The organism is Agrobacterium sp. 20P9.1.2, from assembly GCF_057799395.1.
Genome location: NZ_JBYOKI010000001.1, coordinates 228,207 through 253,087, shown reverse-complemented (window position 1 = coordinate 253,087; position 24,881 = coordinate 228,207). Strand labels below are relative to the sequence as shown.

Below are 24,881 nucleotides of genomic sequence, written 5' to 3'. Positions count from 1 at the left end.
CGTTCGGACGCGCTCCTATAACCGCAGTTATGAAAAAGAGCAACGGGGAATGATAAATTCCCCTGCGACGGGACGTAAACGCCTGGGATTCAGACGTTTCAGACTTATTTTGGCGCCAGAACCATCATCATCTGACGGCCTTCCAACTTCGGTTCTGCTTCAACCTTGGCAATCGCCAGGGTGTCTTCCTTGACCTGAAGAAGAAGCTTCATGCCGAGTTCCTGGTGGGCCATTTCGCGGCCACGGAACTTCAGCGTTACCTTTACCTTGTCGCCTTCGTCGAAGAAACGGTTCATCGCCTTCATCTTCACCTCGTAGTCATGGGTGTCGATGTTGGGACGCATCTTGATTTCTTTGACTTCAACGATCTTTTGCTTCTTGCGCGCTTCGGCCGCTTTTTTCTGGGTCGAATATTTCAGCTTGCCAAGATCAAGAATTTTGCAGACCGGCGGTTCCGCGTTCGGCGAAATCTCAACCAGATCAAGACCGGCATCTTCTGCCATCTTCAACGCCTGATCCGTCGGCATCACGCCAAGGTTCTGGCCTTCTTCATCAATGAGCTGAATCTTGGGAATTCGAATTTCCCTGTTGGAGCGCGGGCCCTCTTTGACGGGGGCATCGGCTTTGAACGGTCTGCGAATGGTCGTATTCTCCTGATCTGTTTCGGGATCGCGTCGGCAAAAACCAGCTTGTCGGTGCAAATGGCGGAAATGTCGTGAATGCCGCCGCGAAGTCAATAGCACGTCCGCGCAAAAAAATCACCTCCTGTCGTGCTTTTTAAGAATCTGCTCTACAAGGTGCGTAAAAAGCAGGAGATTTATGCCCCCATGAGCGAACAAGCGATTGAATACATTACCGTTGGCAACGCCGATGACGCCAGAGACATTGCGATCCTTGCGCGCGAAGCCCAGGCGGGTGAGGATTCAGCGACCCTGGTGTGGCTGGGCGGTTATCGTTCGGATATGACGGGTACCAAGGCGGTGGAGCTGGACCGGTTTGCATCTGAAAACGGTCTTGCCTGCATACGCCTCGATTATTCCGGCCACGGCGCCTCGAATGGCGACTTCAACAAGGGCACGATCTCGCGCTGGCTGGCAGAAACCATCGCCGTTTTGCGCCACAAGGCCCCCAACCGCATCATTGCCATCGGCTCATCCATGGGTGGCTGGATTGCGCTGCGGCTGATCGAGGAACTGCGCAAAGACGCGGCTGGACCGCAGGTCACCGGATTGCTGCTGATTGCGCCCGCGCCGGATTTCACCGCTGAATTGATAGAGCCTAATCTGTCGGATGCCGAAAAAGCATCTCTGGCGGAGCGCGGCTATTTCGAGGAGCCATCGGAATACAGCCCGGAGCCGAACATCTTCACCCGCAATCTGATAGACGATGGGCGCAACAATCTCGTTCTCAAGGGCATCATCGAAACGGGATGCCCGGTGCATATCTTGCAGGGCATGAAGGATGATGACGTGCCCTATCAGCATGCCCTCAAGCTGCTCAACCACCTGCCCGCCGATGATGTGGTGCTAAGCCTCATCCGTGATGGAGACCACCGATTGTCGCGTCCGCAGGATATCGAGCGGATGCTGGCAGCGGCCAAAAGCCTTGTTTTGGCGGCAAAAGCGCAACGATCTTAACCATATTATTCATCTTGCATTCATGGACCATGAGTTCCGATTGACTCCCGCCCCTAACCTTTTTAACTTTTCGTTAAGATTTTAAGGGACGGGTTTCATGATGAATGCACCGCGGGCGCTTGCTCTGCTTGTAGCAGTTGCGGCCGGAATACTTTCTGCGGCCTCGGCGCAGGCAGATAACAAGGGTAGCCCGTCCATGGTCACCGGCGGCATCACGTCCCAGCCAATCGGCCATTATGAGTTCTGCCAGAAGTACATGTCCGAATGCGATATCCGCAGCAAGCTGACCCCGCCACCACGCGTGACGGAATATGGTTGGAAGGTCATTCGCGACATCAACAAGGAAGTCAATTCCACCATCGTCGCCATGACGGATCTGGAAGTCTACGGCAAGGACGAGGTCTGGGAATATCCCAAGACCGCTGGCGATTGCGAGGACTTCGTGCTTCTGAAGCGCCGCAAGCTGATGGAACGCGGCTTTGCCGTTTCCGACCTTCTCATCACCGTCGTGCGCAAGCCAGATGGAGAAGGCCACGCCGTGCTGACCGTGCGCACCAATGAGGGTGACTTCATTCTCGACAATCTGTCTGACGATGTGAAGCTCTGGACGGACACCAACTACACCTATCTCAAGCGCCAGGCATCCTTCAACACAGGCCGCTGGGTCTCCATCGAAGATGGTCGCGACGTTCTGGTGGGCGCGCTGCGTTGATGACGCGATGCGGCGGGTTCGCGCCTGCCGCAATTCGGGAACGGCGTGTCACAGCGCCTTCCAAAGTCTCATTTTAGCTTGAACACATATTGAGCCGATCCTATTATAGGGTTCCAGCCAACTCTTGCAGGATGTGTTCGACATGGATTTCTCCCCCACAACAACAGTCACCCTTTTTGTTGTTTTCGGGAAAGTCCCTGCTCATGCCTGCCTCCATAACCCTCTCCAATCTCAGTTGGTCCACGCCTGACGGGCGCGCCCTCTTTTCAAACCTGACACTCAGCTTCGACAGTGAGCGGACCGGCCTTGTGGGTCGCAACGGCGTTGGAAAATCCACATTGTTGAGACTGATCGCTGGCGACGTTCTCCCGCATGCCGGAAGCGTCTCCATCACGGGCAGCATCGGCACGATGCAGCAGATCGTGCAGGTGGATGCGCATGAGACCATTGCCGATCTTTTCGGTGTGTCTCAAGCGCTCGCCATTCTTCGGCGTGCCGAAAGCGGTCAGGCCACGCTTGCGGAACTGGAGATTGCCGACTGGACGCTGGAAGACCGCATGTGGTCGGCCCTTGGTCTTCTCGGTCTCGATGCCAGTGCCGAAACATCTCTGTCATCCCTCTCCGGTGGGCAACGCACACGCGCAGGGCTTGCGGCGCTGGTATTCCAAAAGCCGGATTTCATGCTGCTGGATGAGCCGACCAACAATCTGGACCGCGAAGGCCGCACAGCCGTCATCGATTTCCTCTCGACATGGCGCGGCGGGGCGGTGGTCGTTAGCCATGATCGCGAATTGCTGGAAACAATGGATGCCATCGTGGACCTCACCTCGCTTGGTGCAAAACGCTATGGCGGCAACTGGAGCCATTATCGCAGCCTGAAAGCGCTGGAGCTAGCTGCGGTCGAGCGCGACATGTCCGAGGCTGAGAAACAGCTGAACGAGGTCGCCCGCAAAACGCAGGAGCGGGCCGAGGCCAAAGCGCGCAAAGACGGTAACGGGCGGCGCAAGGCGGCCAAGGGCGACCAGCCCCGCATCCTCCTCGGAGCCATGAAAAACCGAAGCGAGGGCACCAGCGGCAGCCATTCAAGGTTGGCGGAAAGCCGAGAGGCCGACGCTACGCAGGCACTCGAAACGGCGCGTCGCAAGATAGAAGTGCTTCAGCCACTATCGGTCTCTCTTGCCTCAACCGGCCTGCCTGCAACGAAGATGGTGTTGCAGATGGACGGGATCACAGCGGGATATCTGCCGGGCCAAACGGTCCTGCGTAATGTCTCCTTTTCCATCACCGGGCCGGAACGGATTGCCGTGACCGGCGCGAATGGCTCGGGCAAATCCACGCTGCTGTCGCTTATAACAGGCGCGTTAAAACCGTGGCGCGGTGAGATCAGGCTTTTCACGGACTGGGCCATGCTGGATCAGCAGGTCAGCATTCTGGATGCCACCACATCCATTCTCGACAATTTCCGCCGCTTGAACCCGCAGTCCGACGACAATGCATGCCGCGCGGCGCTGGCCCGCTTCATGTTTCGCGCCGATGCGGCCTTGCAGACGGTCGGAGCATTGAGCGGCGGACAGCTTTTGCGGGCGGGTCTGGCCTGTACCCTGGGAGGTGCCGCCCCACCGTCATTTCTCATTCTGGATGAGCCGACGAACCATCTGGATATCGACGCCATAGAAGCTGTCGAGGCGGGCTTGCGCGCCTATGACGGCGCGCTTCTGGTGGTCAGCCACGATCAGGCATTTCTGGACGCTGTCGGTATCGAGCGCTATCAGCCATTACCGATGAGAATGCCCGCCGCCAGCACCAGCGAACCGCCCAGCACCACCTGAAACACCGCCCGCAGGAACGGCGTTTCCATATAGCGGTTCTGGATGAAGGCGATGGCCCAGAGTTCCACGAAGACGATGACGGCGGCCACAGCGGTTGCCGTCCAGAAATGCGAAATGAGATAGGGCAGCGTATGCCCCAGACCGCCGATGGCGGTCATGATGCCGGATGCAAGGCCGCGCTTCAAAGGCGATCCCCGCCCTGACAGTTTGCCGTCATCATGGGCGGCTTCGGTAAAGCCCATGGAAATACCTGCGCCAACGGATGCTGACAGACCGATCAGGAAGGTCTGCCATGTATCCTGGGTGGCAAAGGCGGCAGCGAAGATGGGGGCGAGCGTCGAGACAGAGCCATCCATCAGTCCGGCGAGACCGGGCTGAACATAGGTCAGCAGGAACTGACGCTTTGCGGTTTCCTCTTCCTCGGATTTCACATCTTCCGGCAGATGCTTGCCGCTCAACATGCCAGCAATGTCTTCATGCCCGCGCTCAGCCTCGGCCAGATCGCCCAGCAGCTTGCGGGTGGAAGCGTCCGTAACGTGCTTCATCGCCTCATCATAAAAGCGGATGGCCTGCGCCTCCATGCGCTCGGCCTCTTCGCGGATGGTTTCAAGGGGCAGGTTCTTCACCAGCCAGTCCGGCTTGCGCTCATAAAACCCGCGCACATGTTCACGGCGGATGAGCGGAATGATTTCGCCGAAACGATCCCGATGCTGCTCGATCAGCATGTTGCGATGGGTCTGCTCGACTTCGGCCATGTCCTCGAACAGTTTCGCGGACTGCGGATATTGCGCCTTCAGATGCGCGGCATAGGACCGGTAGATGCGCGCATCATCCTCCTCCGACGAAATGGCGAGAGCGAGGATTTCCTGCTCACCCAGAGATGTGAAAGGGCGCTTTGACAAGGAGAAGAGGCTGCGGAACATGGGATCATCCTACTTAGAATAATTCTAAATAATCCTCCGCGATATTTTCCGCAAGCGAAATTAGAACCATTCTAATTCGTTTTTCAACGTCCAAAACGTCGCATTGTGAGCGGCGGATCGGGCGTCCATAATGCGCCCATGACGGAGAAGATATCGATGACCGAAAGCATCCAGGCACGGGCCGCGCACAATGCAGAGATACAAAGCCGTGCGGAGGCAGCAATGGCGAAGATCGGCGTCGATGCGGCCTTCATCGAAAGGCTGGTAGAGACCTTCTACGCCCGTATTCGCGAGCATGAGACGCTCGGCTCGGTCTTCGACAATCGCCTGAATGGTCGCTGGCCGGAGCATATGGATAAGATGAAAGGCTTCTGGTCTGCCATCGCCTTCAAGACCGGGGCCTATGGCGGCAAGCCGGTGCAGGCGCATCATGGCATGGATGGGCTGAACGAGGGGTTGTTTACGCAATGGCTGGCGCTTTTTGCGCAGACGCTGGAAGAGATTTCGCCCAGCCGGGAGGCGCGGGACTGGTTCATGGCCACAGCCGAGCGCATCGCCCGCAGCCTGACGCTTTCACTGTTCTACAATCCGGCATTCGATGATCCCGCAATGAAGCGATAAAGCAAGAGCTTGCGTCCATTAGAAAAACGGAAATGCTTGACGCAATATCACCAAGATTCTCTTGAAGGCTGCAATCGGACATGGTTAGTAGTTCGCGGGAGGCGTACCAGGCGGTTCGCCTTAAATTCTATATTCAAGGCAAAATCGACATGGATCGCAGATCATTCATCCGCAATGCAGGTGCCGTCGGCGCTGGCGTTACAGCAACCGCGCTTGCCGCACCGGCCATCGCGCAGGAAAATCCCAAGATTACCTGGCGCATGACCTCTTCCTTCACCAAGGGTCTCGACATCCTGTTCGGCGCAGGACAGATCGTGGCCGACCATGTGAAGGAAGCATCCGGCGGTAACTTCACCATTCAGCATTTTGCCGGTGGCGAAATCGTGCCCGCGCTTCAGGCTGCGGATGCCGTGACGTCAGGCACGGTCGAAATGGCCCATACCTGCTCCTACTATTATGTCGGTAAAGACCCGACCTTTGCGCTCGGCACGTCTGTTCCCTTCGGCCTCAACGCACGCCAGACCAACGCATGGTTTAATCAGGCGGGCGGCAACGAGCTGCTCAACGAGTTTCTGGCCAAGCACAACATCTATTCCATTCTGCTTGGCAACACTGGCGCGCAGATGGGCGGCTGGTTCCGCAAGGAAATTAACACCATCGATGACCTGAAGGGTCTGAAGATGCGCATCGCCGGCCTCACCGGCCAGGTCATGCAGAAGGTCGGCATCACACCGCAGCAGATCGCAGGCGGTGACGTTTATGCCGCGCTGGAAAAGGGCACCATCGACGCCACCGAATTCGTCGGTCCCTATGACGACCAGAAGCTCGGCTTCTACAAGGTCGCGAAATATTACTACTATCCCGCATGGTGGGAAGGTGGCCCGGCCTGCCACGCCTTCGTCAATCTCGAGAAGTTCAACAGCCTGCCGGAAAACTACAAGCGCATGCTGAAAGACGCCTGCGCGGTGGGCAGCGCCTCCATGCTGGAGCGCTACGATGCCCACAATCCCAAGGCCTTGAAGGAACTGGTGGCACAGGGCGCGATCCTGCGGCCTTTCAGCCAGGAGATCCTCGACGTTTGCCACAAGGCAGCACTAGAGACCTATGCGGAGATTTCCGCCGTCAACGAGAACTTCAAGAAGATCTACGAAAGCCAGCAGGCCTTCAAGAAAGACGCCTATCTCTGGGCGCAGATCGCGGAATACACCTACGACACCTACATGATGATCCAGCAGCGTAACGGCAATCTGTAATCATCTGATTTTGATCGTACCGAATGGCCGCCCGACTATGCCGGGTGGCCATTTTTATTGGTGGCAGAGACGAGCTTCCAGACTTCGCGCTCCCGCCATGCCAGCGGGCTCATGCCGGTGATGCGGCGGAATTCGCGATTGAAGTTGGATTTGGTCTGGAAGCCGCTTTCGAGCATGATCGCGGTCACGGATTGATCCGTTTCCTCCAGCAGGCGGCAGGCATCCCGCACCCTCAGCGCATTGATATATTGCGAGACATTGCCGCCCGTTGCGCGGTTGATCGCGTGGGAAATCTGGCGGCTGGGCAGCGATAGCCTGCGGGCCAAGCGGGTCAGATTGAGGTTCTCGTCGCGATAGAATTTTTGCCGCGCCATCAGATCATCCAGCCGTGACATGATCTCTTGATCTTCGGCAGTCGGGCTGGCTGCCTCCGTCTCCGCCTCAATGGCGCTTGGCACTGTCTCCGGTTTGCTGTCTCCGGCAACCCATGCGGTAAGGCCGATCAGGAGGAGGCCGAGCAGATTGCCATTGCTGACGATCACGCCTGCATTTTCGCCGCGCGCCCAGTGGAAATCGAGCAGGACGAGAACATCGAAAGCCGCCGACAGGCAAAGAGCGGCGGCAGCAATATAGAGCGCGCGGTGGACCGATGTGACACTAGCAAATTGCGCCTCCTCCAGCCCATCCGGACCCCGGCGCCCAAGCAGCACAATGGCAATCGCATAGCCGACGAAGAGCGTTATCAGCATGAAATCGATGGCAATGGGAAACACGACCAGCGTGACGGCGATAACCACAGGCGGCAAGGCGATGCTGGTAATGTTTGCGGCACTTCTGACGTTCCAGTCCTTCATCAGACTGCGAAAACTGGCATAGGCGAGCGGCGGCAAGAATGACGCCATGATCGGCAAGGCGAATTTCAGCGCGTCGATCTGATATCCCCAGCGCAAACCGACAAGGGTTGATTGCACGGCGCTGAGTGCAATCAAGGCCAGAAACGGTCGATTGGCTCTGCCTTCGCCATTGCCGCGAAGGATCGATACCAGCATCAGACACAGCAAGAGTGCGACGACGATAGGCAGGGGAATGAAAACCACGGCAGGCGACCTGAAACAAAAAGAAGAATGCCTCCTACATGGACCAGATCGCGTTTGCGGACGACCTCAAACATGTTTCAGGGCGTGAAAAAACTGCGATAGGTCGACACCAGCCTCGTTGTTTCAAACCATGAGGCTTTTCCATGCGCTCCATCATCTCCGCAACCATTCTTCTGTCGGCATTCACCCTGCAATCCGCTCTGGCGGGTGAGAGTGTCGGCACCCGTGATATCACCATCCATTCCCCTGCCCGCGCCAAGGATTTGGCCGTCACCGTCTGGTATCCGTCTGATGGCAGAGGCGAAACGGTCAGGGTCGGCGAAAACAGGATTTTCGAGGGTGCCTCTGCTCTCAAGAATGCCGCCATTCAACCCGAACATTTGCCGCTTGTTATCCTGTCGCACGGCTCCGGCTCACGCGGTATCGGCATGGCGTGGGTTGCAACGGCGTTGGCGGAAGCTGGTTTCCTCGTCGTCGCACCCGACCACCCCGGCACGACAAGCGGCGATTCCACCCCGGAAGACACACCGAAAATCTGGGAGCGGACGGATGACATCTCCACCATCATCACCTCGCTGACAGCCGATGCGGAATGGTCGAAATCCGTCGATCCCAGTCGTATCGGCGTTCTCGGCTTTTCCTTGGGTGGTAGTACGGCGCTGGAACTGGCCGGTGCTCGTGCCAATCTCGACGCTTATGTTCAATATTGCGTTGATTATGCGACCTCAATGGATTGCCAGTGGTTTGCCGGTGGGCGCGGTTACAAGAATGAAGAGCAGATCACTGTGCCGAAGTTCGATCTGCGCAGTGTCGACAAGGCCCGGTTCGAACAGTCCAACCACGATGCCCGCATCCGCACGGCGGTTCTTGTCGATCCCGGTCTGGAGGTTGCCTTCACCAAGGACAGCCTGAAGGCCATCGACATTCCGCTATCCTTCATCAATCTGGGCAGCGTCGGTAAGATACCTGTTTCCGTGCTGTCGGACCAGCTTGCCAGGGATGTGCCGCATGCGACCTATGCGCAGGTTGATGATGCCGATCACTTCAGCTTCCTGCCCGTCTGCAAGCCGGGAGCCTCCGAATTTCTGAAATCGGTCGGGGAGATCGACCCGATCTGCGAACCAGCAGGTCCGCGCGACCGCAGGGACATTCACGCGCAACTGGTGAAGCTGATCGTGGATGCGTTTCAGACGACGCTTAAAGCCAGTAACTGATCTTTGGGATAGGGATTGAAGCCGGTGGTTCTTTCCGCCGGCTTTGCCATGCGAAATCATACAATACGGAACTCACTGAATATTAACATTATTTTCAAACCTCGGTTGCAGAAGTGGTAGGGCGCTGGTCTTTTCAGCGGCGAAGAAAGTCAAAATCAAAAACTGGCCTTGGGGAATATAATGCTTATCGACAACTTATTAGCGCGCTTCAAAATACAGACAAAAGTCATTGTTTTTATCGCGCCATTCGTCGCAAGTATTCTGGCAGTAGGGCTTTCCGGCCTCTATGCCTCAAACCTTTTGCAAAGTCGTATGGATGTTTCCAACACCATCCTTCAATCCTTGACGGGATTTAAGGAAGTCTATGGCGGCATGACATCTTTTCTGAACAACACCAATGATGAGACGCGGACAGCGCTGCACCGCCAGCTTGCCGAGCAAGCCAATTTCCTGCGCGCGAACGAAGATGGAAGCTCCACCGAAATAAAAGATGCAATCGAACGGACAAAAACCATCGATGCGCAGGTCGATGAATTGTGGTCGAGCCACCAGAAGGAGCAGGCGCTTCGTGCTGGCATGGGTGCCGACCTCTCCACCGTGCTGAAAGAGCTGAACGGTCTTCTGGCCAACGCCACCAACATCAGAAACACGCTTCAGACCGACGAGACCAAGGCCAAGCTGCTTTTGCGTGAGGCCGACAAGCTGAACCGTGGCGCCAATCTCATTGCCACTGTTGTGACAGACTTCAACAAGGTTACCTTGCCGGAAGAAAAGACCGCCGTGGTGAAGGCTGCCATCGGCACGCTGGAGCCAACCGTCAAGGACCTCGTCGCCATTGCCTCCGCTGACCAGAAGATGATCATCGATCAGCTTGCCGACGGCGTGACGCAAATCCGTGCACAGCTGGACATTGGTGTCGTCAACGATGCCACCGTCGGCACCATTGAGCGCGTGGTCAACCTCATGCGCCCGGCAACCATTCGTCTCCAGGGTTTTGCGACCGTCAAATCCCGGCAGGCGACGGAAGTTTTCGGCCAGCTTGACCAGCCCATCGAACAGGCCAGCACATTTCTGGCAACCGCGCGCCAGATCGGTGACGATGCCAAGAACCTTGAGCTTGAAATGGCGGGCTATGTCGCCGCCCCAACCAAAGCAGCGCAGGAAAAGTTCAGCGATGCAGCTTTCCGTCTGAATGTTTCGGCAGGTGGGATGTCGAGCGATACGGCCATGTCCGATATCACCCGCAAGAGTGCCAAGATCATCGACGAAACCGCAACCAAACTTGACCGCGCCGCAGCCGACCTGCTGGCCCTCTCGCAGCAGCGCAAGGTTGCCTTCAGCATGGCGGAAGAGCAAATCCGCCGTGTCTGGGTCAATCTGACGGATTTCGCCGAAAAGCAGCGCACCGCTGCCGATACCGAACGCAGCAAGGCCGACAGCATCTCGCTCTCCGCCATGGTCATCGGTGTGTTCGTCGCAATCTTTGCCGGTATTGGTCTGGTCATGACCTTCAAGGGTCCGATCCTCGGCATCGTCAATGCAATGAAGCGTCTGGCCAAGGGCGATATCGACATTCCGCTGGATGGAAAGAACCGTTACGACGAAATCGGCGACATGGCGCGTGCGCTTGAGGTGTTCAAGGAAAATGCCGAGGAGCGCACCCGCCTGGAAGTGGCAACCGAAGAGCAGCGCGCTTCTGCCGAAGCACAGCGGCAGTCCAATGATGCCGAGCGCAAGGAGCTGGATCGCCAGATCCAGTTTGCCGTCAGCGCCTTGGCTGGCGGTCTGGAGCGGCTGTCTGCCGGTGACATCTCCACCACCATCGACACGCCCTTCAACGACCGTCTGGAGCAATTGCGTGTAGACTTCAACCAGTCCATGCTGCGGCTGCGCGAGACGATTGGCGGCATTCGCGAGAATGTCGGTGCCATCAGAGGCAATGCCCAGCAGATGTCGGAATCCGCCGTCGATCTGGCCCGCCGTACCGAACGCCAAGCGGCATCGCTGGAAGAAACGGCAGCAGCGGTGGACGAGGTCAACTCCAATATGCGCAATGCTGTGGACCGCGCCCGCGAAGCCAACGGCATTGTCGACAAGACCCGTCGCAACACCGAGGAATCGCTGGTCATCGTCCGCAATGCGGTCTCAGCCATGCAGCGCATCGAGAATGCGTCCCAGACAATCGGCAATATCACCGAGGTCATCGACTCTATCTCGTTCCAGACAAACCTGCTGGCCTTGAACGCGGGCGTGGAAGCGGCGCGTGCGGGTGAAGCCGGCAAGGGTTTTGCCGTGGTTGCCCATGAGGTCCGCGAGCTTGCCCAGAGATCAGCCGCAGCCGCCAAGGAAATCCGTGAGCTGATTGCAATCTCCTCCACCGAAGTCGCAGCCGGATCGAGCCTTGTGACCAAGACGGGTGAAGCACTGGCCCAGATCGGCACGCAGATTTCGCATGTCAGCGATCAGGTCCAGCAGATCACCCAGGCGACACAGGACCAGTCCGTTGCCATGCAGCAGATCAACAGCTCCGTCGGCGAGGTGGATCTGCTGACGCAGCAGAATGCGGCGATGGTGGAAGAAACAAGTGCGGCCAGCGAACAGCTGAACGAAGAAACCGATCAGCTGCTGAGTCTGCTGGAGCAGTTCCGTCTGGAATCGCATGACAGACAGCGGAACCATCGTTTCGCGGCATAAGCTCCATCGACTGATGATCTAACTGACGCGCGGGCATCTTGTCCGCGCGTTTTGCTTTCTGGCGTTCACATCTAGATAGCGAAATCTTGACCTTAAAAAATTCCTCCCGCTTTGGCTCATTGGTATCCGTAAAGATTGGATTCAGCCTTTTTTGATAATTTGTCGTTAGTCATATTTTTTCTCGGGTCTCAGGGTGGTGCGCGTTGTGCTTGCCCGCTTGTTTTGCGTACGGGTTCTCATGCATCGATTGACAGTGCCAGCCTTCGTCCTAGCCTGCCTATCCATTACCGGCTGTACGTCCAGCTCCGGGCCGGAAGGCCTGATGGCGGGCATACCTTCCAAGGAAACCACGAGTTCGGTGACGCCTTCGGCTCCCGTGCCGCAAGCCAGTGTCGGCGCCCCGCTTCGTGCCGAACCCGCGCAAAAAGTGCTGGCCTGGGGCGGTCCGATGCCATCAGGCTCACCCGCTTTTGCTGCCGTTGATCATCAGACGACGGCGCCGCGCGTGGTGCCAGAGATCGAGAGACCGATGGCCCCGCAGGCGGGTGTGGTTCTGCCCAATGAAAAGCCGGTGCAGATGGCCATGGCCGCAGCACCTGCCATCAATGCCGGTCCAGCGGTGCGCTCGCGCATTTTCAAATCCAATTTCAGCGATGCCAAGCCAATCAATTTCGGCAAGGTCACGCCACGGCATTTCCCGGTTCACGGTGTCGATGTTTCTCGCTGGCAGGGCAACATCGACTGGGAACGGTTGAGATCACGCGGTGCGAACTTCGCCTTCATCAAGGCAACCGATGGCGGCGACCATCTGGACCCGATGTTCAAGACCAACTGGAACCGCGCCAAGGCGGCTGGTGTCAAACGAGGTGCCTATCACTTCTTCTACTGGTGCCGCCCGGCAAGCCATCAGGCGGAATGGTTCATTCGCAACGTTCCGCGTGACCCGGATGCCCTGCCACCCGTCATCGACGTGGAATATAACGGTGAATCCAGCTGCAAGATGCGCCTGCCACGCGCCAAGGTACTGGAAAAGATGCAGGTCTTCATGGACATGCTGGAGCGCCATTACGGCCAGCGCCCGATCATCTACACCGCACCGGATTTCTATAAGGACCACCTGTCGGGCGAATTCCTGAACTATCCCTTCTGGCTGCGCGCCGTGGCCCAGCATCCATCCAAGGTCTATCCAGACCGCAAATGGCTGTTCTGGCAATATTCCGGCTCCGGCCTGTCACACGGGGTGGAAGGCAAGATCGACCTCAACGTCTTCAGCGGCAGCGAAGAGTCCTGGCATCGCTGGACACGCAGCAACGGCTGATCACCGGGCGGGCGCCTATGTCGAAAACTTCTTGGCACCCGCCACGCAGGCCACGACACCCAGTGTGACGACCATCATCGCCACACTCACCGGCTCACCCAGCAAGGTCGCGGCCAGCGTGAGGCCGAAGAAGGGCTGGAGCAATTGCAGCTGCCCGACAGCCGCTATGCCGCCAAGCGCCAGGCCGCGATACCAGAAGATGAAGCCAATCAGCATGCTGAACAGCGACACGTAAAAGAGGCCGCCCCAGGCCATGCCGGTTATGTTGCCCCAGGATGCGGGCATAGTGAAAATGGCGAGCGGCAGCATGACGGGCAGCGACAAAACCAGCGCCCATGAAATGACCTGCCAGCCGCCCAGTCGCCGCGACAGGGCAGCGCCTTCCGCATAACCCAACCCGCAAACGGCAATGGCACCCAGCATCAAGAGATCGCCGCTCAGCGACGCGGCACCATCCTGCGTCAGCGCAAAACCGGCGACCAAGGCACTGCCGAGGCAGGAGAAGACCCAGAATGCCGGGCGTGGCCTTTCCCCACCACGCAAGACAGCGAAAACGGCGGTGGCGAGCGGCAGAAGGCCGATGAAGACAATGGAGTGGGCAGAGGTAATATGTTTCAGCGCTAGGGCGGTGAGCAGCGGAAAGCCGACGACTACGCCCAGCGAAACGATGGCCAAAGACAGAAGATCGCTGCGCGCCGGTCGCTTTTGCTGAAACGTGACAAGCAGCGCCAGAGCAAGCAGCCCGGCAATGCTGGCACGGGCAAGCGTCAGAAACGCCGGATCAAAGCCCGTCACCGCCATACGCGTCGCAGGCAAAGAGCCGCTGAAGATGACCACGCCTAAAAATCCGCTCCACCAGCCGCTCGATGTTCTGTCCATGTCATAACTCCATTTCGGCTAAAGCTATGCGCCGTCACGGCTGGTAATGACAGAAACAGTGCGATACAGTTTACACAAACTGTTATGGTTTCTGGAGCAGTACGGATGAATATAGCCGCCTTGAAAGTGGATAGTTCAGCGCCCCGCATAGAGGCTGTCATGGCGGAGATTCGACGCCGTATTTCTGCCCGTACGCTGACGCCGGGCGCAAAGTTGCCATCCGTGCGTGGCTTTGCCAAGGCCATGCAGGTTTCCGCTTCGACCGTTGTGGAGGCCTATGAACGGCTGGTGGCGGAAGGCGCCATCCGGTCTCGCCCCGGCTCCGGCTTTTATGTGTCGAGCACTCTTGCACCGCTCTCTCTAGCCGATATCGGCCCAAAACTCGACCGCGCGATCGATCCTTTCTGGGTCTCGCGGCTGGCGCTTGATGGCAGCGACGATATGGCTAAACCCGGTTGCGGCTGGATGCCAGCCTCATGGATGCCTGAAGGCATCCTGCGCCGTGCCATGCGCACGCTTTCACGCGGGGATGTGCAGCACTTGACGGACTACAGCACCCCGCTCGGGCTTGTGCCCTTGCGGCAGCTTCTCTCCCGCCGGCTGGCAGAACAGGGCGTGCAGGCGGGTTCGGAGCAAATCATGCTGGTCGATTCCGGCACGCAGGCCATCGATCTTCTCTGCCGCTTTCTGCTGGAGCCCGGCCAGACCGTGCTGGTGGACGACCCGTGCTATTTCAACTTTCACGCCCTGCTGCGCGCCCACCGTGTCAAGGTCGTTGGCGTACCCTACACGCCCCATGGGCCGGATGTGGCGCTGTTCGAGCAGGCGTTGAGCGAACATCAGCCCCGGCTCTACATCACCAATTCCGCCATCCACAATCCGACCGGAGCCGTGCTGTCACCGGTCACCGCGCATCGGGTACTGATGCTGGCCGAACGGGCCGGGATGACCATTATCGAGGACGATATCTTTGCGGATTTCGAAGAGCAGAAGGCACCGCGTCTTGCCGCTTTCGATGGGCTCAACCGCGTCGTGCAGATTGGCAGCTTTTCCAAAACCCTCTCGGCTTCGGCCCGTTGCGGTTACATTGCAGCACCCAAAGACTGGATCGAGCCTTTGGCGGACATGAAGATCGCCGCCAGTTTCTCCGGCAGCCAACTGAGTGAGCTGCTGGTATTTACCGCCCTCAAGGACGTCCATTACCGCCGCCATATGGAGGCCGTGAAGGCGCGGCTTGCCAAGGCAAGACTGGATGTCGCCACGCGACTGAAAGGAATTGGCATCACGCCGTGGATCGAGCCGCAGGCAGGGGTCTTTCTGTGGTGCAAGCTGCCCGACGGGGTAGATGCCGCAGAACTTGCCCGACACGCACTGGCGAAAAACATGGTGCTCGCGCCGGGCAATATCTTCGGTCAGGCAGAGACCACGTCCGCCTTCATGCGGTTCAATGTCTCACAATGCGATGGGCCAGGCATGATCGACATAGTGCAACAGGCGATGGCTTCCATGAGATCGCGCGCCTAGAGCGTTTCCTTGTTAAATGGAAACGTTCTGCCGGAGCAGATTTTCGTCAGGGCTAAGGCGATCGGCGAAGGGCATACCCAAAGGTACGGTCGAGCCGATCGCCTTAGCCCTGGCGGAAATATGCCCGGCCCTTCGGGTTGGTTGAAACGGGCCGTCTGCTTGCCCGGACGGCTTGGCTGTATGCTAAGGCTACGGCACGCGCCGTCCGAACAATCAGTCGATCCCGTTTGAACCAACAGAACCGTTTCCATTTAACAAGGAAACGCTCTAGCGGTATATTTCATCATTCTCACATTTCTGGAACCAATCACGCAGATTTGCATTTTCTCCCCATAGAAGAGGAGAAAACACCATGACTTTCGATCCAAATCTGCCACGCGACCCTAATCTTCGTCCGGACCGTCCGGAGCTGCGTACCACGCCAGAAGCCGCTCGCAAGTCGGCTGGCTGGGCACCTTGGGTAGCCGTCATCGCCGTCCTTCTCGTCGGCGGTTTCATCTGGATGCAGATGAGCGCACCATCGACAACTGACCCAACCACAACGTCGTCAACGACACCTCCGGCTGTCAGCGACCAGGCTCCAGCACCAGCGCCAATGACCCCGGCCGCTCCGCCAGCCAACAACACGACCCCTGCTTCGCCAAACACTGGTGGCACGCAGACACAGCCTTAACAACTGAGGTTGTTAGTTAAGTGAAGAGCCGCTTGCCCCACCGGGCAGGCGGTTTTTTTGCGCTCGTCTATCGGGGCTGAAAATATCAAAAGCCTTGAAACAGAAAATCCGTTGCGGCCATGATCGCATGATCATCGTCAGAAAAGCGACCGATGGTTTCGTGAATATCCCGCACGGATATGACGCCCAACATATGAGTGACCATTATCACAGTCTTTCCAGCCACTTCTAATTTGGGATTGAGGCGCAGGATCGGCTTGGGAAACTCTTCGAAAGACAGCAACGGTGCCACGACGCGTGTGTCGAGATTGTCAATGATCGTTGCCTGAAGCTCAATGACCAGCGCGCCAGACTTCAGGCGATAGATATCGAAACGCGCCATCAGAACTTACGATATTGTGCCAGCGGCAAACCGTGCTTTTCGACATACTCATTAGATTGCCGAATGGCCTCGGCATTTTCCAGCCGCCACACGCGTTCACGTTCCGCCTTGATGGCCTGACTTATGCCTTCTTCGGCCGCGCGCGAAATATTGATCTTCAACTCACGCGCCTGCTCGACGAGCACGCTATCCAGGGAAAGATTTACTGCTTTTCTGGCTGTAGACGGCATAGTGACCTCCGACTTGATGCGCATAGTTTATACGCATCAAGCTTGAAGGCAAGATCAATCGTCTTTCATCTTCAGCGCTGCGATGAAGGCTTCCTGCGGAATGTCCACCTTACCGAACTGGCGCATGCGCTTCTTGCCTTCCTTCTGCTTGTCCAGAAGTTTGCGCTTACGGGTGGCATCGCCACCGTAGCACTTGGCGGTCACGTCCTTGCGCATGGCCGAGATGGTTTCACGCGCGATCACGTTGCTGCCGATGGCGGCCTGGATCGGGATTTTGAACATGTGGCGCGGGATGAGGTCTTTCAGCTTTTCGCACATGTCGCGGCCGCGCTTTTCGGCAGCCATGCGGTGCACCAGCATGGAGAGCGCATCCACCGGCTCGCCATTGACCATGATCGACATCTTCACGAGATTGCCTTCGCGGTAACCATCGAGATGGTAATCGAAGGAAGCATAACCCTTGGAGATGGACTTCAGGCGGTCGTAGAAGTCGAAAACGACTTCGTTGAGCGGCAGCTCATAGGTGATCATGGCGCGCTTGCCGACATAGGTCAACTCGGTCTGAACACCACGACGATCCTGACAAAGCTTCAGAATGCCACCCAGATAATCATCTGGTGTCAGGATGGTCGCCTTGATCCACGGCTCGCGGATCTCGGAAATCTTCACGACGTCAGGCATGTCAGCCGGGTTGTGCAGCTCACGCTCCGAGCCATCAGTCATCGTCAGCTGATAGACCACCGAAGGGGCAGTCGCGATGAGGTCGAGATCGAATTCGCGTTCGAGGCGTTCCTGAATGATTTCCAGATGCAGCAGGCCGAGGAAGCCGCAGCGGAAACCGAAGCCGAGCGCAGCGGACGATTCCATTTCGAAGGAGAAGGACGCGTCGTTGAGGCGAAGCTTGCCCATGGCGGCGCGCAGATCTTCAAAGTCGGCGGCATCGACCGGGAACAGGCCGCAGAACACCACGGGCTGGGCAGGCTTGAAGCCCGGCAGAGCCTGCGCGGTTGGGCGCTTGTCTTCGGTGATGGTATCGCCGACACGGGTATCGGCCACTTCCTTGATCGAACCGGTAATGAAGCCGATTTCGCCCGGACCGAGGCTGTCGACAGCCACCATCTTGGGCGTGAGAACGCCGACGCGTTCCACCTGATATTTCGCGTCCGTGCCCATCATGCGGATGGTCTGGCCCTTGGTCAGCACGCCATCAAGCACGCGCACCAGAACCATGACGCCGAGATAGGTATCATACCAGCTATCGACCAGCAGAGCCTTCAACGGACCCTTTTCGCCAAGCTCGCTCTTTGGCGGCGGCAACTGGTGAACGATGGCTTCCAGAACATCGGGAATGCCGAGACCGGTCTTGGCCGAAATCAGCACGGCCTGAGATGCATCGATGCCGATGACTTCTTCGATCTGTTCCTTGATGCGCTCCGGCTCGGCAGCAGGCAAATCGATCTTGTTCAGAACCGTCACCAGTTCATGATTGTTGTCGATGGCCTGATAGACATTGGCCAGCGTCTGCGCTTCCACGCCCTGGGACGCATCCACCACCAGAAGCGAGCCTTCGCACGCCGAAAGCGAGCGCGAGACTTCGTAAGCAAAGTCGACGTGGCCGGGTGTGTCGATGAGGTTCAGCACATAGATTTCGCCGTTATTGGCCTTGTAATGCAGGCGCACGGTCTGTGCCTTGATGGTGATGCCGCGTTCGCGCTCGATATCCATATTGTCGAGCACCTGCTCGGACATATCGCGCTCGGCAAGGCCGCCAGTAGACTGGATCAACCGGTCTGCCAGGGTCGATTTGCCATGGTCGATATGGGCAACGATGGAGAAGTTGCGGATATGGTCAAGCGGAGTGCGGGTCGAATTTGTGCTCATGCTCCGCGCTATAGCAGGGGCCTTTGCGCTGGAAAAGCGGGAATTTGGTTAAAAGCCTTTTAAGTTGGGCTTTTTCAGCAGGCAGGCGAGCGTTAGCAGAAATGTGACAAGCGATATGGCGAGTTGAGATGCTGCATGGCACAGCTGCATGCCGGATTTCTCACTTAGTGATCAACAATTCCATCATCATGGATATTGACTCCATCATCTGAGATTTATATTCTCTCATAATGGAAAATGAAACCGACACCTTCGAACGCTCGATAGCGGATCGCATCAAGTATCTGCGAACGCAGGGCAGCCTCACACTCGAGCAGCTCGCCAGCGCCTCCGGCGTCAGTCGCGCCATGATCTCGCGGATCGAGCGCGGAGAAGCCAGCCCAACGGCAGCGCTACTGGCGCGGATTTGCGCGGCATTGGGCCTTTCGCTCTCCGGCTTTTTTGCGCAGGATAACGAGATCGTTTCCCCGCTGATGCGCAAACGGGATCAATCCACCTGGAAGGACCCGGAAAGCGGTTACGTACGCCGCGTCATCTCTCCGCCGCGGGTCGATTCCGATATCGATATCGTCGAGGTCGATTTTCCGCCCCATGCAAAGGTCAGTTTTCCTCCACACACCGCAAGCCGCGGCATGACGCAATATGTCTGGCTGCTGGAGGGAAGCCTCGAAATGGCGACAGGTGCCGAGGTCTACCTGATGGAGCCTGGCGACTGCCTGTTCATGCCCGTCGGCGAAGGGCACATATTTCACAATCCGTCCGACCATCCTGCCCGCTATGCCGTGGTGCTGGACCAGCGAAAACGCTGACATTTCAGGAGTTTTAAATGACGACTATCCGCATACTGAACGGCGAGGAAACCCTGGCCGTACTCCCGGATCTTTGCGAAGTCCTATCCGATTGCGTCAATGGCGGCGCCTCCGTCGGCTTCATGCTGCCCTTTGCGCCCGCAGATGCGACTGCCTTCTGGCAGAACGTGGCAAAGTCAGTGGAAAATGGCGACACGATCCATGTGGTGGCAGAGGTGGACGGCAAAATCCTCGGCACCGTGCAGGTGGGACTGTCCTCCAAACCCAACCAGCCTCACCGTGGTGACCTGATGAAACTTCTGGTGCATCGCTCCGCCCGCGGGCTTGGGCTGTCGCGCCTGCTCATGGAGCGGGTCGAAGCCGAAGCCGTCAGCCGTGGCCGTACACTTCTGGTTCTGGATACGGCCTCCGGCAGCAAGGCCGAAGCGATATACCCTCGCTATGGTTGGCAGCGCGTTGGCGTCATCCCCAATTACGCCATGCATCCCGATGGTCGTTACTGCGATACGACGTGGTTCTACAAAGACATCGGCTAGATTTTCGCCACATCGACGCTTGCAAACATCTGCTTGGCCGCAGAACATGGCCTCATAGTTTCGAAACCGGACCACCGATGAGGGCCCAAATGCCAGACACAGCGGCCAAGCCACGCATTTCCATTATCTATTGCACCCAGTGCAACTGGCTCCTGCGCTCGGCATGGATGGCGCAGGAATTGCTGCATACATTCTCCGACAGCCTTGCAGAAGTCTCCCTTGTGCCCGCAACCGGCGGACGCTTCGAAATCCTGCTGGATGGAAACGTCCTATGGGAACGCAAGCGCGATGGCGGTTTCCCCGGACCAAAGGAACTCAAGCAACGGGTCCGCGATGTCATCGACCCCGACCGCGACCTCGGCCACCTCGACCGGTCCAAGAACGAAGGGCTGGATAGCTGATTCCTTTCACGGCAGGTTCACGGAGGCCTGTCGTGGGCATCTCAATGTGTCGCCAACAGGCATCCACGAAGGTTCCTCAAGTTTTTTCGTTGAAAAATCAATGATCGTCACAAAACTTCAAAATCTCTGTTGACACCAGACGGCTGCCCCCGTACATGGCTCCTCGTCGCCCAGATGGCGGAATTGGTAGACGCGCCAGCTTCAGGTGCTGGTACTCGAAAGGGTGTGGAGGTTCGAGTCCTCTTCTGGGCACCATTCCATTATGAGAAAGCCATATTTCTCAATAGTTTCAAGACTTAATAGGTCCCTTCGGTACACTTTCCGGTCCACCGGAGGTCCACATGGGGCTAGTTTTGAAATATGCCAGACTTACCAAGGCGAGCACTTGGCAATATCGTCGTCGCATTCCCACGGCGGTTAGAAATCTTCTAGATCAAGGCGAATTCAAAAGGTTTCTCGGTGCCACTCGCCCGGAAGCCATGAAGGCTTATCCCAAAGTCGATTTGGAGTTTGAGCGACTCGTTGCCCATGCCAAACGTAATGCAGCCGAAGCCGACCAACCTTCAACGGCTTTAGAGATTCATCAAGAAGCACAGCGCCTTGCCCTTCGTATGGCTAACGGCAAAGTCTTTGTTGGCGGGCGCGAACTTGATGCGAGCCATCCAGACGCCGCCGATATTCTTCACGAAAGCTACCTAGCTGGAATTCCTATCGATCCCGATACAGGTGAACATGTCGGCGGTGACGCCGTGGCAAATCGCGCCTTCGGCATTTTGTCGAGCGGCGGGCGCGTAGCGCGTCCGGTCCCAACACTTGCCGACGCGAAGCGGCTCTATGTTGCTGAGAAAATTAAAGGCGACATCAACGAGACTGCCAAGAAAAGCCGCATCGAGCGTGTCATGGGCTATCTGTCTCACGTGATAGAAGATACCCGCCCCTTGGCCCAACTCACCCGCGAAGACGCACGAGAGGTCCGCGATCATATGCTACATGATCTCAGCATGAAGCCGGCAACTGTGAAACGGTATATGAACGATGTACGGGCGCTCGTAGCAACCGGCCTCGTCGAACTTGGGGTCAAAGACGGACTCAATCCTTTTCTCAAGCTTTCGATAAAGGTTGATACTGTTGCGCGTGATGAACGATCACCAATCTCGGATAAAATGCTGAAAGCTATAGGAAATCGTATGGCGGCCCATGCGGGGCATGATCTATGGCAGATATGGCGAATGATTGAGGGAACAGGATGCCGACTTGGTGAGATATCCGGTCTGCTAGTGTCGGACGTAAAAATCGATGCGCCGATCCCATATATCGATCTCGTCAATCACCCTCACAGACGGCTCAAGACTGCGGGTTCGGTACGGCGTGTGCCTTTGGTCGGAACAGCACTAGACGCTGCTCGTGAAGCACTCAATGCCGCTGGAAAGGGGCAATTTCTGTTTCCACGCTATGGGCGTGTTCGCGGTGCGGATGGAGCGTCTGCCAGCCTTATGAAGCATGTGCGCACCGTGACAAAGGACCCAAAGATCGTGGTTCACTCGCTTCGCCACACGATGGAAGATCGAATGCTTCGGGCGCGTGTTGATGAATTCGACCGCAACCTTGTGCTTGGGCACTCAAAGGGTAGCATGGGTGAGCGATATGGTGGCCCCGACGCAAGGCTTGAGGTCGCACTTACAGCGGTGAAGGCAGCTTTGGCTTTATCCACGTAGCCGCAATCGCTTGGCAATTCGGCTGTTCCCCTGAAATAGTTGACCCCGCCGAAGCGGGGCCACTGTGTTTAGTCGATGATGGTCTTGCCGCCGATTGTCACCGAGGGAACCAGCGACCGGAAAAAGTCCATACGGCGCTTGGAAGCATCGTCTCGCTTCTTCCTATAATCCTCAATGGCAAGACGAAGCTGACCCTCAAACTTCTCCCGGTCGCCATTAAGCTGACTGTCGAGGTTGCCTTGCAGTCTCTTCGCTATGGTCTGAGACAGGAAGCCTGATCGCTTAGAGAAGCGTCCGATGTTGGCTTTTTGTCGCTGGATATCATCGTTGTAACGCTGCTGGTATTCTGCCCGCTTGCCGTCGCTGGCCTCAATCATCCCCATGGTTATCGCCTCTTGATCCATCCGGCGACGGTTGCGACGAGCTTCGAGGGACGCCGGAGTAATCACGCTGGAGCCGATAGCGCCGCCCAAGGACTTGCTCATAACCAGCCATTTCGACTGGCCACTTTCGGCGGTCACGTAAAGATCACCTTCGGCCAAACCGAGGCGCTTGCCATAGACTTCCATCCTGTCGGCAAGCTCTTGCTCGACTAACTCGGGAAAATGGTCAGGAAGATCGCGGTTGTCAGCGACCATGACGCCGTTGATCGGCACATAGTTGTCCTCAAGCTCCTTCTGGAGATTTTGCTTAATTTCCTTGTCGGTAAAACCTGAGAGTGACATGGCGGCAATCCGCGCCATCACATAAGCATTGTTCTGCCCACGGGCATCCGCCCCAATATCCCTTAGGGCGTCCTCAGCGAGCTTGGCAGCATCACGCTGATTAATCATGACACTCGCCTTCGTCTTCTCGTCCTGAGCCGCGTATGAGGCTGCTGTAAAAGCTGCATCTTCGGGGGACATTCTGCGGAAGGTGACGGCGTTATCGTAAGCCTCAAGGAACTCCGTGGACTTCTTGTCCGTCAACAACGTGGAAAGATACGGAGAGTTTGTGGCCCTCAAGGTCCGATAGAGTTCCGCCTGTTCCAGCAGCTTCTTGGAGACGTTTCCGCGCTCGGAAAGGTTCTCTACTGTGGCACGGCCAGCAATCCCGTTGAGAACACTGCTCCATTCATCGTTCTCGATCTTGTTTGCGGCATACCACGTCATCTTCTCCCGGTTAGTCTGGAGGACCGCTTGCTCTTGCGACATGCCGCCCTGCATTAGGGTTTCTGTCCGGTCGGCCATGTGACTTTCGAAGCGATTGACCACTTGGTTGATGATCGTCTGGCGAGTGAGTGTCCTCGTGCCTTCGCCTGTCGGGCTGACAATCTCCACGTCCTTGATGCGGTCAGCACCGTTCATGTTGGTCATGGCTGAGAATGCCTGGGCAATCACGCTGCCCTCCTCCCTTTCCGACATTTGCTTCCGCTCACGCCGTTGCCGCTCCTCTTCGGCTTTCTGTTCGATGGCGATGCGAGTCCGGCTGGACTGATCGACCATATTTGCAAGCTGTGTGTCGGAATAAATACCGGGGGATGCTGCCCTGCGCTTGTCAGCCTCAGCCTTGGTGAAGGCTCCACGCTGGATTAGATCATTGTCTTCGACCTGAACCTTGAAGCTGCCATCCTTGGCGTTCTGGTCCCGGATATTCCCCGATTGGTCCAGCAGCTTGATCACCTTGTCGGTGTAGGCGGGGATGCTCTTGAGCGCTGGAAGCTTGTTCCCATCGGCTCCGGTGCGCTGGCCTTCGAGCAATGCCCGTGCCAGTTCCTCGTTGCCTTGGAGGGCGTATTCTTCCGCGATCTTGAAGATGGTGTCATTCTGGCGCTTGCCGTCCAGACCGAGGAACTCCCGGTTGGAAGACGACTTCTTGAACACCGCATCAGCCGCCTGTTGAGGGGTCAGCTTGTGGATGCCAAGGCCGTCATCAATGGTGGCTCTGAAAGACCCGACAATCGCCGTGTCGATCTCACCCATCGTGTTCTCGACCTTGCGCTCGGTGTCCTTCTGCATCCACGATGAGAAGTGATCCTTGGTCATCCGGTAGAAGCTGGCCTTGGATAGATCATTGGGAAGGGCCTCAGCCGTTTCCTGTCTCATCCGTTCGTATTCAGCGGCGGCATTGCCGGAGGTCTGGTCGAACTCGGTGTTATAGAAGGTGGTCCAGCGGGCGCGGAAGTCGTCATTGGCCTTCTCACCAAGCAGCGAGTTCAAGGCGTCTTCACGAATACGAACGCCGTCAGGGGACCCAATACGGGCCTCCTCACGAAGCTGGTCGGTGGTCATTAGCTGACGCTTTGCGATCCACTCTTGGTTTGCCCGAGACTGCGGGTCCTGCTCCTGTCGAGCGGTGGCATTGCCGTAGTTCTGGAGGGCACCGTTGAGGCCCTGTAGGCTGTCAGCGAGGGCTTTGAGGTTGCCCCCTGTCTGCTGCTGAGCGGGGCGGATAAAGGTGCTGCCGGGAACACCTGCGGGTGTTAGGCGGGTTTGTTCAAGCTGCGGTGCAGCGATGTTGATTCCGAATAAGCCATTGGCCATGTGATATTTTCCTGAATTATGGTGGATATAG

At 57.3% G+C, this 24,881-nt stretch carries 22 protein-coding genes and 1 tRNA gene; 15 read left to right on the top strand and 8 right to left on the bottom strand.

Going from position 1 to position 24,881, the window contains the following annotated elements:
• Window positions 1-104 precede the first annotated feature (104 nt).
• Complete coding sequence (infC, locus tag AC27VJ_RS01215; protein ID WP_062587745.1) at window positions 105-641, bottom strand: translation initiation factor IF-3; 537 nt, start codon at window positions 639-641, stop codon at window positions 105-107.
• Between the two features lie 186 nt (window positions 642-827).
• Between infC and AC27VJ_RS01210 the strand changes: the two genes are divergently transcribed.
• From AC27VJ_RS01210 to AC27VJ_RS01200, 3 genes are all read left to right on the top strand, one after another.
• On the top strand, window positions 828-1,637 hold the full coding sequence (locus tag AC27VJ_RS01210) for an alpha/beta hydrolase (RefSeq protein ID WP_488682500.1): 810 nt from the start codon (window positions 828-830) through the stop codon (window positions 1,635-1,637).
• 97 nt (window positions 1,638-1,734) lie between these two features.
• Window positions 1,735-2,349 carry a transglutaminase-like cysteine peptidase gene (locus tag AC27VJ_RS01205; protein ID WP_113086356.1) on the top strand — a complete coding sequence of 205 codons (615 nt, stop codon included), beginning with the start codon at window positions 1,735-1,737 and terminating at the stop codon, window positions 2,347-2,349.
• A 203-nt stretch (window positions 2,350-2,552) separates the two neighbouring features.
• Entirely contained in the window at window positions 2,553-4,178 is a 1,626-nt protein-coding gene (locus tag AC27VJ_RS01200; RefSeq protein WP_488682499.1) for an ABC-F family ATP-binding cassette domain-containing protein, read from the top strand.
• On the opposite strand, the gene mbfA is transcribed toward AC27VJ_RS01200, so the two are convergent.
• The gene (gene mbfA, locus AC27VJ_RS01195; RefSeq protein WP_488682497.1) at window positions 4,118-5,101 is read right to left on the bottom strand and encodes an iron exporter MbfA; all 984 of its coding nucleotides are present in this window, start codon (window positions 5,099-5,101) and stop codon (window positions 4,118-4,120) included. The two genes, AC27VJ_RS01200 and mbfA, sit on opposite strands and share 61 nt — an antisense overlap.
• A 156-nt stretch (window positions 5,102-5,257) precedes the next feature.
• Here mbfA and AC27VJ_RS01190 point away from each other — a divergent pair, with 156 nt between their 5' ends.
• Together AC27VJ_RS01190 and AC27VJ_RS01185 are read left to right on the top strand one after the other, a co-directional pair.
• A complete protein-coding gene (locus AC27VJ_RS01190; RefSeq protein ID WP_488682496.1) occupies window positions 5,258-5,722 on the top strand; it encodes a group III truncated hemoglobin in 465 nt (154 codons plus the stop codon).
• Between the two features lie 149 nt (window positions 5,723-5,871).
• Entirely contained in the window at window positions 5,872-6,975 is a 1,104-nt protein-coding gene (locus AC27VJ_RS01185) for a TRAP transporter substrate-binding protein (RefSeq protein ID WP_113086352.1), read from the top strand.
• Window positions 6,976-7,010: 35 nt separating this feature from the next.
• Here the strand turns inward: AC27VJ_RS01185 and AC27VJ_RS01180 are convergent, their stop codons facing one another.
• Window positions 7,011-8,072, bottom strand: coding sequence for a helix-turn-helix domain-containing protein (locus AC27VJ_RS01180; protein WP_488682495.1), 1,062 nt, complete (start codon window positions 8,070-8,072; stop codon window positions 7,011-7,013).
• 143 nt (window positions 8,073-8,215) lie between these two features.
• Here AC27VJ_RS01180 and AC27VJ_RS01175 point away from each other — a divergent pair, with 143 nt between their 5' ends.
• From AC27VJ_RS01175 to AC27VJ_RS01165, 3 genes are all read left to right on the top strand, one after another.
• A complete protein-coding gene (locus tag AC27VJ_RS01175) occupies window positions 8,216-9,286 on the top strand; it encodes an alpha/beta hydrolase family protein (RefSeq protein ID WP_488682494.1) in 1,071 nt (356 codons plus the stop codon).
• A 180-nt stretch (window positions 9,287-9,466) separates the two neighbouring features.
• Window positions 9,467-11,980, top strand: a complete 2,514-nt coding sequence (locus tag AC27VJ_RS01170; protein ID WP_488682493.1) for a methyl-accepting chemotaxis protein — start codon at window positions 9,467-9,469, stop codon at window positions 11,978-11,980.
• Window positions 11,981-12,218: 238 nt separating this feature from the next.
• Window positions 12,219-13,298 (top strand): glycoside hydrolase family 25 protein, encoded by a 1,080-nt coding sequence (locus AC27VJ_RS01165; RefSeq protein WP_488682492.1) that lies wholly within the window; start codon window positions 12,219-12,221, stop codon window positions 13,296-13,298.
• 15 nt (window positions 13,299-13,313) lie between these two features.
• Here AC27VJ_RS01165 and AC27VJ_RS01160 read toward each other — a convergent pair whose 3' ends face one another.
• Window positions 13,314-14,177 (bottom strand): DMT family transporter, encoded by an 864-nt coding sequence (locus AC27VJ_RS01160; RefSeq protein WP_488682491.1) that lies wholly within the window; start codon window positions 14,175-14,177, stop codon window positions 13,314-13,316.
• 84 nt (window positions 14,178-14,261) lie between these two features.
• Between AC27VJ_RS01160 and AC27VJ_RS01155 the strand changes: the two genes are divergently transcribed.
• On the top strand, window positions 14,262-15,701 hold the full coding sequence (locus AC27VJ_RS01155) for an aminotransferase-like domain-containing protein (RefSeq protein WP_488682489.1): 1,440 nt from the start codon (window positions 14,262-14,264) through the stop codon (window positions 15,699-15,701).
• Window positions 15,702-16,053: 352 nt separating this feature from the next.
• The gene (locus AC27VJ_RS01150) at window positions 16,054-16,374 is read left to right on the top strand and encodes a hypothetical protein (protein WP_488682488.1); all 321 of its coding nucleotides are present in this window, start codon (window positions 16,054-16,056) and stop codon (window positions 16,372-16,374) included.
• Window positions 16,375-16,459: 85 nt separating this feature from the next.
• On the opposite strand, the gene AC27VJ_RS01145 is transcribed toward AC27VJ_RS01150, so the two are convergent.
• The 3 genes from AC27VJ_RS01145 to lepA are packed head-to-tail and all read right to left on the bottom strand — an operon-like array spanning window position 16,460 to window position 18,879.
• Entirely contained in the window at window positions 16,460-16,756 is a 297-nt protein-coding gene (locus AC27VJ_RS01145) for a CcdB family protein (protein WP_488682487.1), read from the bottom strand.
• A complete protein-coding gene (locus AC27VJ_RS01140) occupies window positions 16,756-16,986 on the bottom strand; it encodes a type II toxin-antitoxin system CcdA family antitoxin (protein WP_488682486.1) in 231 nt (76 codons plus the stop codon). Before AC27VJ_RS01140 ends, AC27VJ_RS01145 begins: the two co-directional genes overlap by 1 nt.
• Before the next feature lie 54 nt (window positions 16,987-17,040).
• Window positions 17,041-18,879 carry a translation elongation factor 4 gene (gene lepA / locus AC27VJ_RS01135; protein WP_162727672.1) on the bottom strand — a complete coding sequence of 613 codons (1,839 nt, stop codon included), beginning with the start codon at window positions 18,877-18,879 and terminating at the stop codon, window positions 17,041-17,043.
• Window positions 18,880-19,094: 215 nt separating this feature from the next.
• Between lepA and AC27VJ_RS01130 the strand changes: the two genes are divergently transcribed.
• From AC27VJ_RS01130 to AC27VJ_RS01110, 5 genes are all read left to right on the top strand, one after another.
• A complete protein-coding gene (locus AC27VJ_RS01130; RefSeq protein ID WP_488683154.1) occupies window positions 19,095-19,676 on the top strand; it encodes a helix-turn-helix domain-containing protein in 582 nt (193 codons plus the stop codon).
• Between the two features lie 17 nt (window positions 19,677-19,693).
• A complete protein-coding gene (locus tag AC27VJ_RS01125) occupies window positions 19,694-20,212 on the top strand; it encodes a GNAT family N-acetyltransferase (protein ID WP_488682485.1) in 519 nt (172 codons plus the stop codon).
• Window positions 20,213-20,301: 89 nt separating this feature from the next.
• Window positions 20,302-20,613: an Rdx family protein gene (locus tag AC27VJ_RS01120; RefSeq protein ID WP_488682484.1), complete on the top strand. Its 312-nt coding sequence runs from the start codon at window positions 20,302-20,304 to the stop codon at window positions 20,611-20,613.
• Window positions 20,614-20,781: 168 nt separating this feature from the next.
• Window positions 20,782-20,868: transfer RNA gene (locus AC27VJ_RS01115), tRNA-Leu, on the top strand.
• 86 nt (window positions 20,869-20,954) lie between these two features.
• A complete protein-coding gene (locus tag AC27VJ_RS01110) occupies window positions 20,955-22,328 on the top strand; it encodes a tyrosine-type recombinase/integrase (protein ID WP_488682483.1) in 1,374 nt (457 codons plus the stop codon).
• 68 nt (window positions 22,329-22,396) lie between these two features.
• Here AC27VJ_RS01110 and AC27VJ_RS01105 read toward each other — a convergent pair whose 3' ends face one another.
• Entirely contained in the window at window positions 22,397-24,850 is a 2,454-nt protein-coding gene (locus AC27VJ_RS01105; protein ID WP_488682482.1) for a hypothetical protein, read from the bottom strand.
• Window positions 24,851-24,881: the final 31 nt, after the last annotated feature.

What these genes read in the sequence shown, in the direction of transcription:
- AC27VJ_RS01210 (WP_488682500.1), top strand. Translation starts at nt 828, where the DNA reads ATGAGCGAACAAGCGATTGAATACATTACCGTTGGCAACGCCGATGAC.
- AC27VJ_RS01205 (WP_113086356.1), top strand. Translation starts at nt 1,735, where the DNA reads ATGATGAATGCACCGCGGGCGCTTGCTCTGCTTGTAGCAGTTGCGGCC.
- AC27VJ_RS01200 (WP_488682499.1), top strand. Translation starts at nt 2,553, where the DNA reads ATGCCTGCCTCCATAACCCTCTCCAATCTCAGTTGGTCCACGCCTGAC.
- mbfA (WP_488682497.1), bottom strand. Translation starts at nt 5,101, where the DNA reads ATGTTCCGCAGCCTCTTCTCCTTGTCAAAGCGCCCTTTCACATCTCTG.
- AC27VJ_RS01190 (WP_488682496.1), top strand. Translation starts at nt 5,258, where the DNA reads ATGACCGAAAGCATCCAGGCACGGGCCGCGCACAATGCAGAGATACAA.
- AC27VJ_RS01185 (WP_113086352.1), top strand. Translation starts at nt 5,872, where the DNA reads ATGGATCGCAGATCATTCATCCGCAATGCAGGTGCCGTCGGCGCTGGC.
- AC27VJ_RS01175 (WP_488682494.1), top strand. Translation starts at nt 8,216, where the DNA reads ATGCGCTCCATCATCTCCGCAACCATTCTTCTGTCGGCATTCACCCTG.
- AC27VJ_RS01170 (WP_488682493.1), top strand. Translation starts at nt 9,467, where the DNA reads ATGCTTATCGACAACTTATTAGCGCGCTTCAAAATACAGACAAAAGTC.
- AC27VJ_RS01165 (WP_488682492.1), top strand. Translation starts at nt 12,219, where the DNA reads ATGCATCGATTGACAGTGCCAGCCTTCGTCCTAGCCTGCCTATCCATT.
- AC27VJ_RS01160 (WP_488682491.1), bottom strand. Translation starts at nt 14,177, where the DNA reads ATGGACAGAACATCGAGCGGCTGGTGGAGCGGATTTTTAGGCGTGGTC.
- AC27VJ_RS01155 (WP_488682489.1), top strand. Translation starts at nt 14,262, where the DNA reads ATGGTTTCTGGAGCAGTACGGATGAATATAGCCGCCTTGAAAGTGGAT.
- AC27VJ_RS01150 (WP_488682488.1), top strand. Translation starts at nt 16,054, where the DNA reads ATGACTTTCGATCCAAATCTGCCACGCGACCCTAATCTTCGTCCGGAC.
- AC27VJ_RS01145 (WP_488682487.1), bottom strand. Translation starts at nt 16,756, where the DNA reads ATGGCGCGTTTCGATATCTATCGCCTGAAGTCTGGCGCGCTGGTCATT.
- AC27VJ_RS01140 (WP_488682486.1), bottom strand. Translation starts at nt 16,986, where the DNA reads ATGCCGTCTACAGCCAGAAAAGCAGTAAATCTTTCCCTGGATAGCGTG.
- AC27VJ_RS01125 (WP_488682485.1), top strand. Translation starts at nt 19,694, where the DNA reads ATGACGACTATCCGCATACTGAACGGCGAGGAAACCCTGGCCGTACTC.
- AC27VJ_RS01120 (WP_488682484.1), top strand. Translation starts at nt 20,302, where the DNA reads ATGCCAGACACAGCGGCCAAGCCACGCATTTCCATTATCTATTGCACC.
- AC27VJ_RS01110 (WP_488682483.1), top strand. Translation starts at nt 20,955, where the DNA reads ATGGGGCTAGTTTTGAAATATGCCAGACTTACCAAGGCGAGCACTTGG.
- AC27VJ_RS01105 (WP_488682482.1), bottom strand. Translation starts at nt 24,850, where the DNA reads ATGGCCAATGGCTTATTCGGAATCAACATCGCTGCACCGCAGCTTGAA.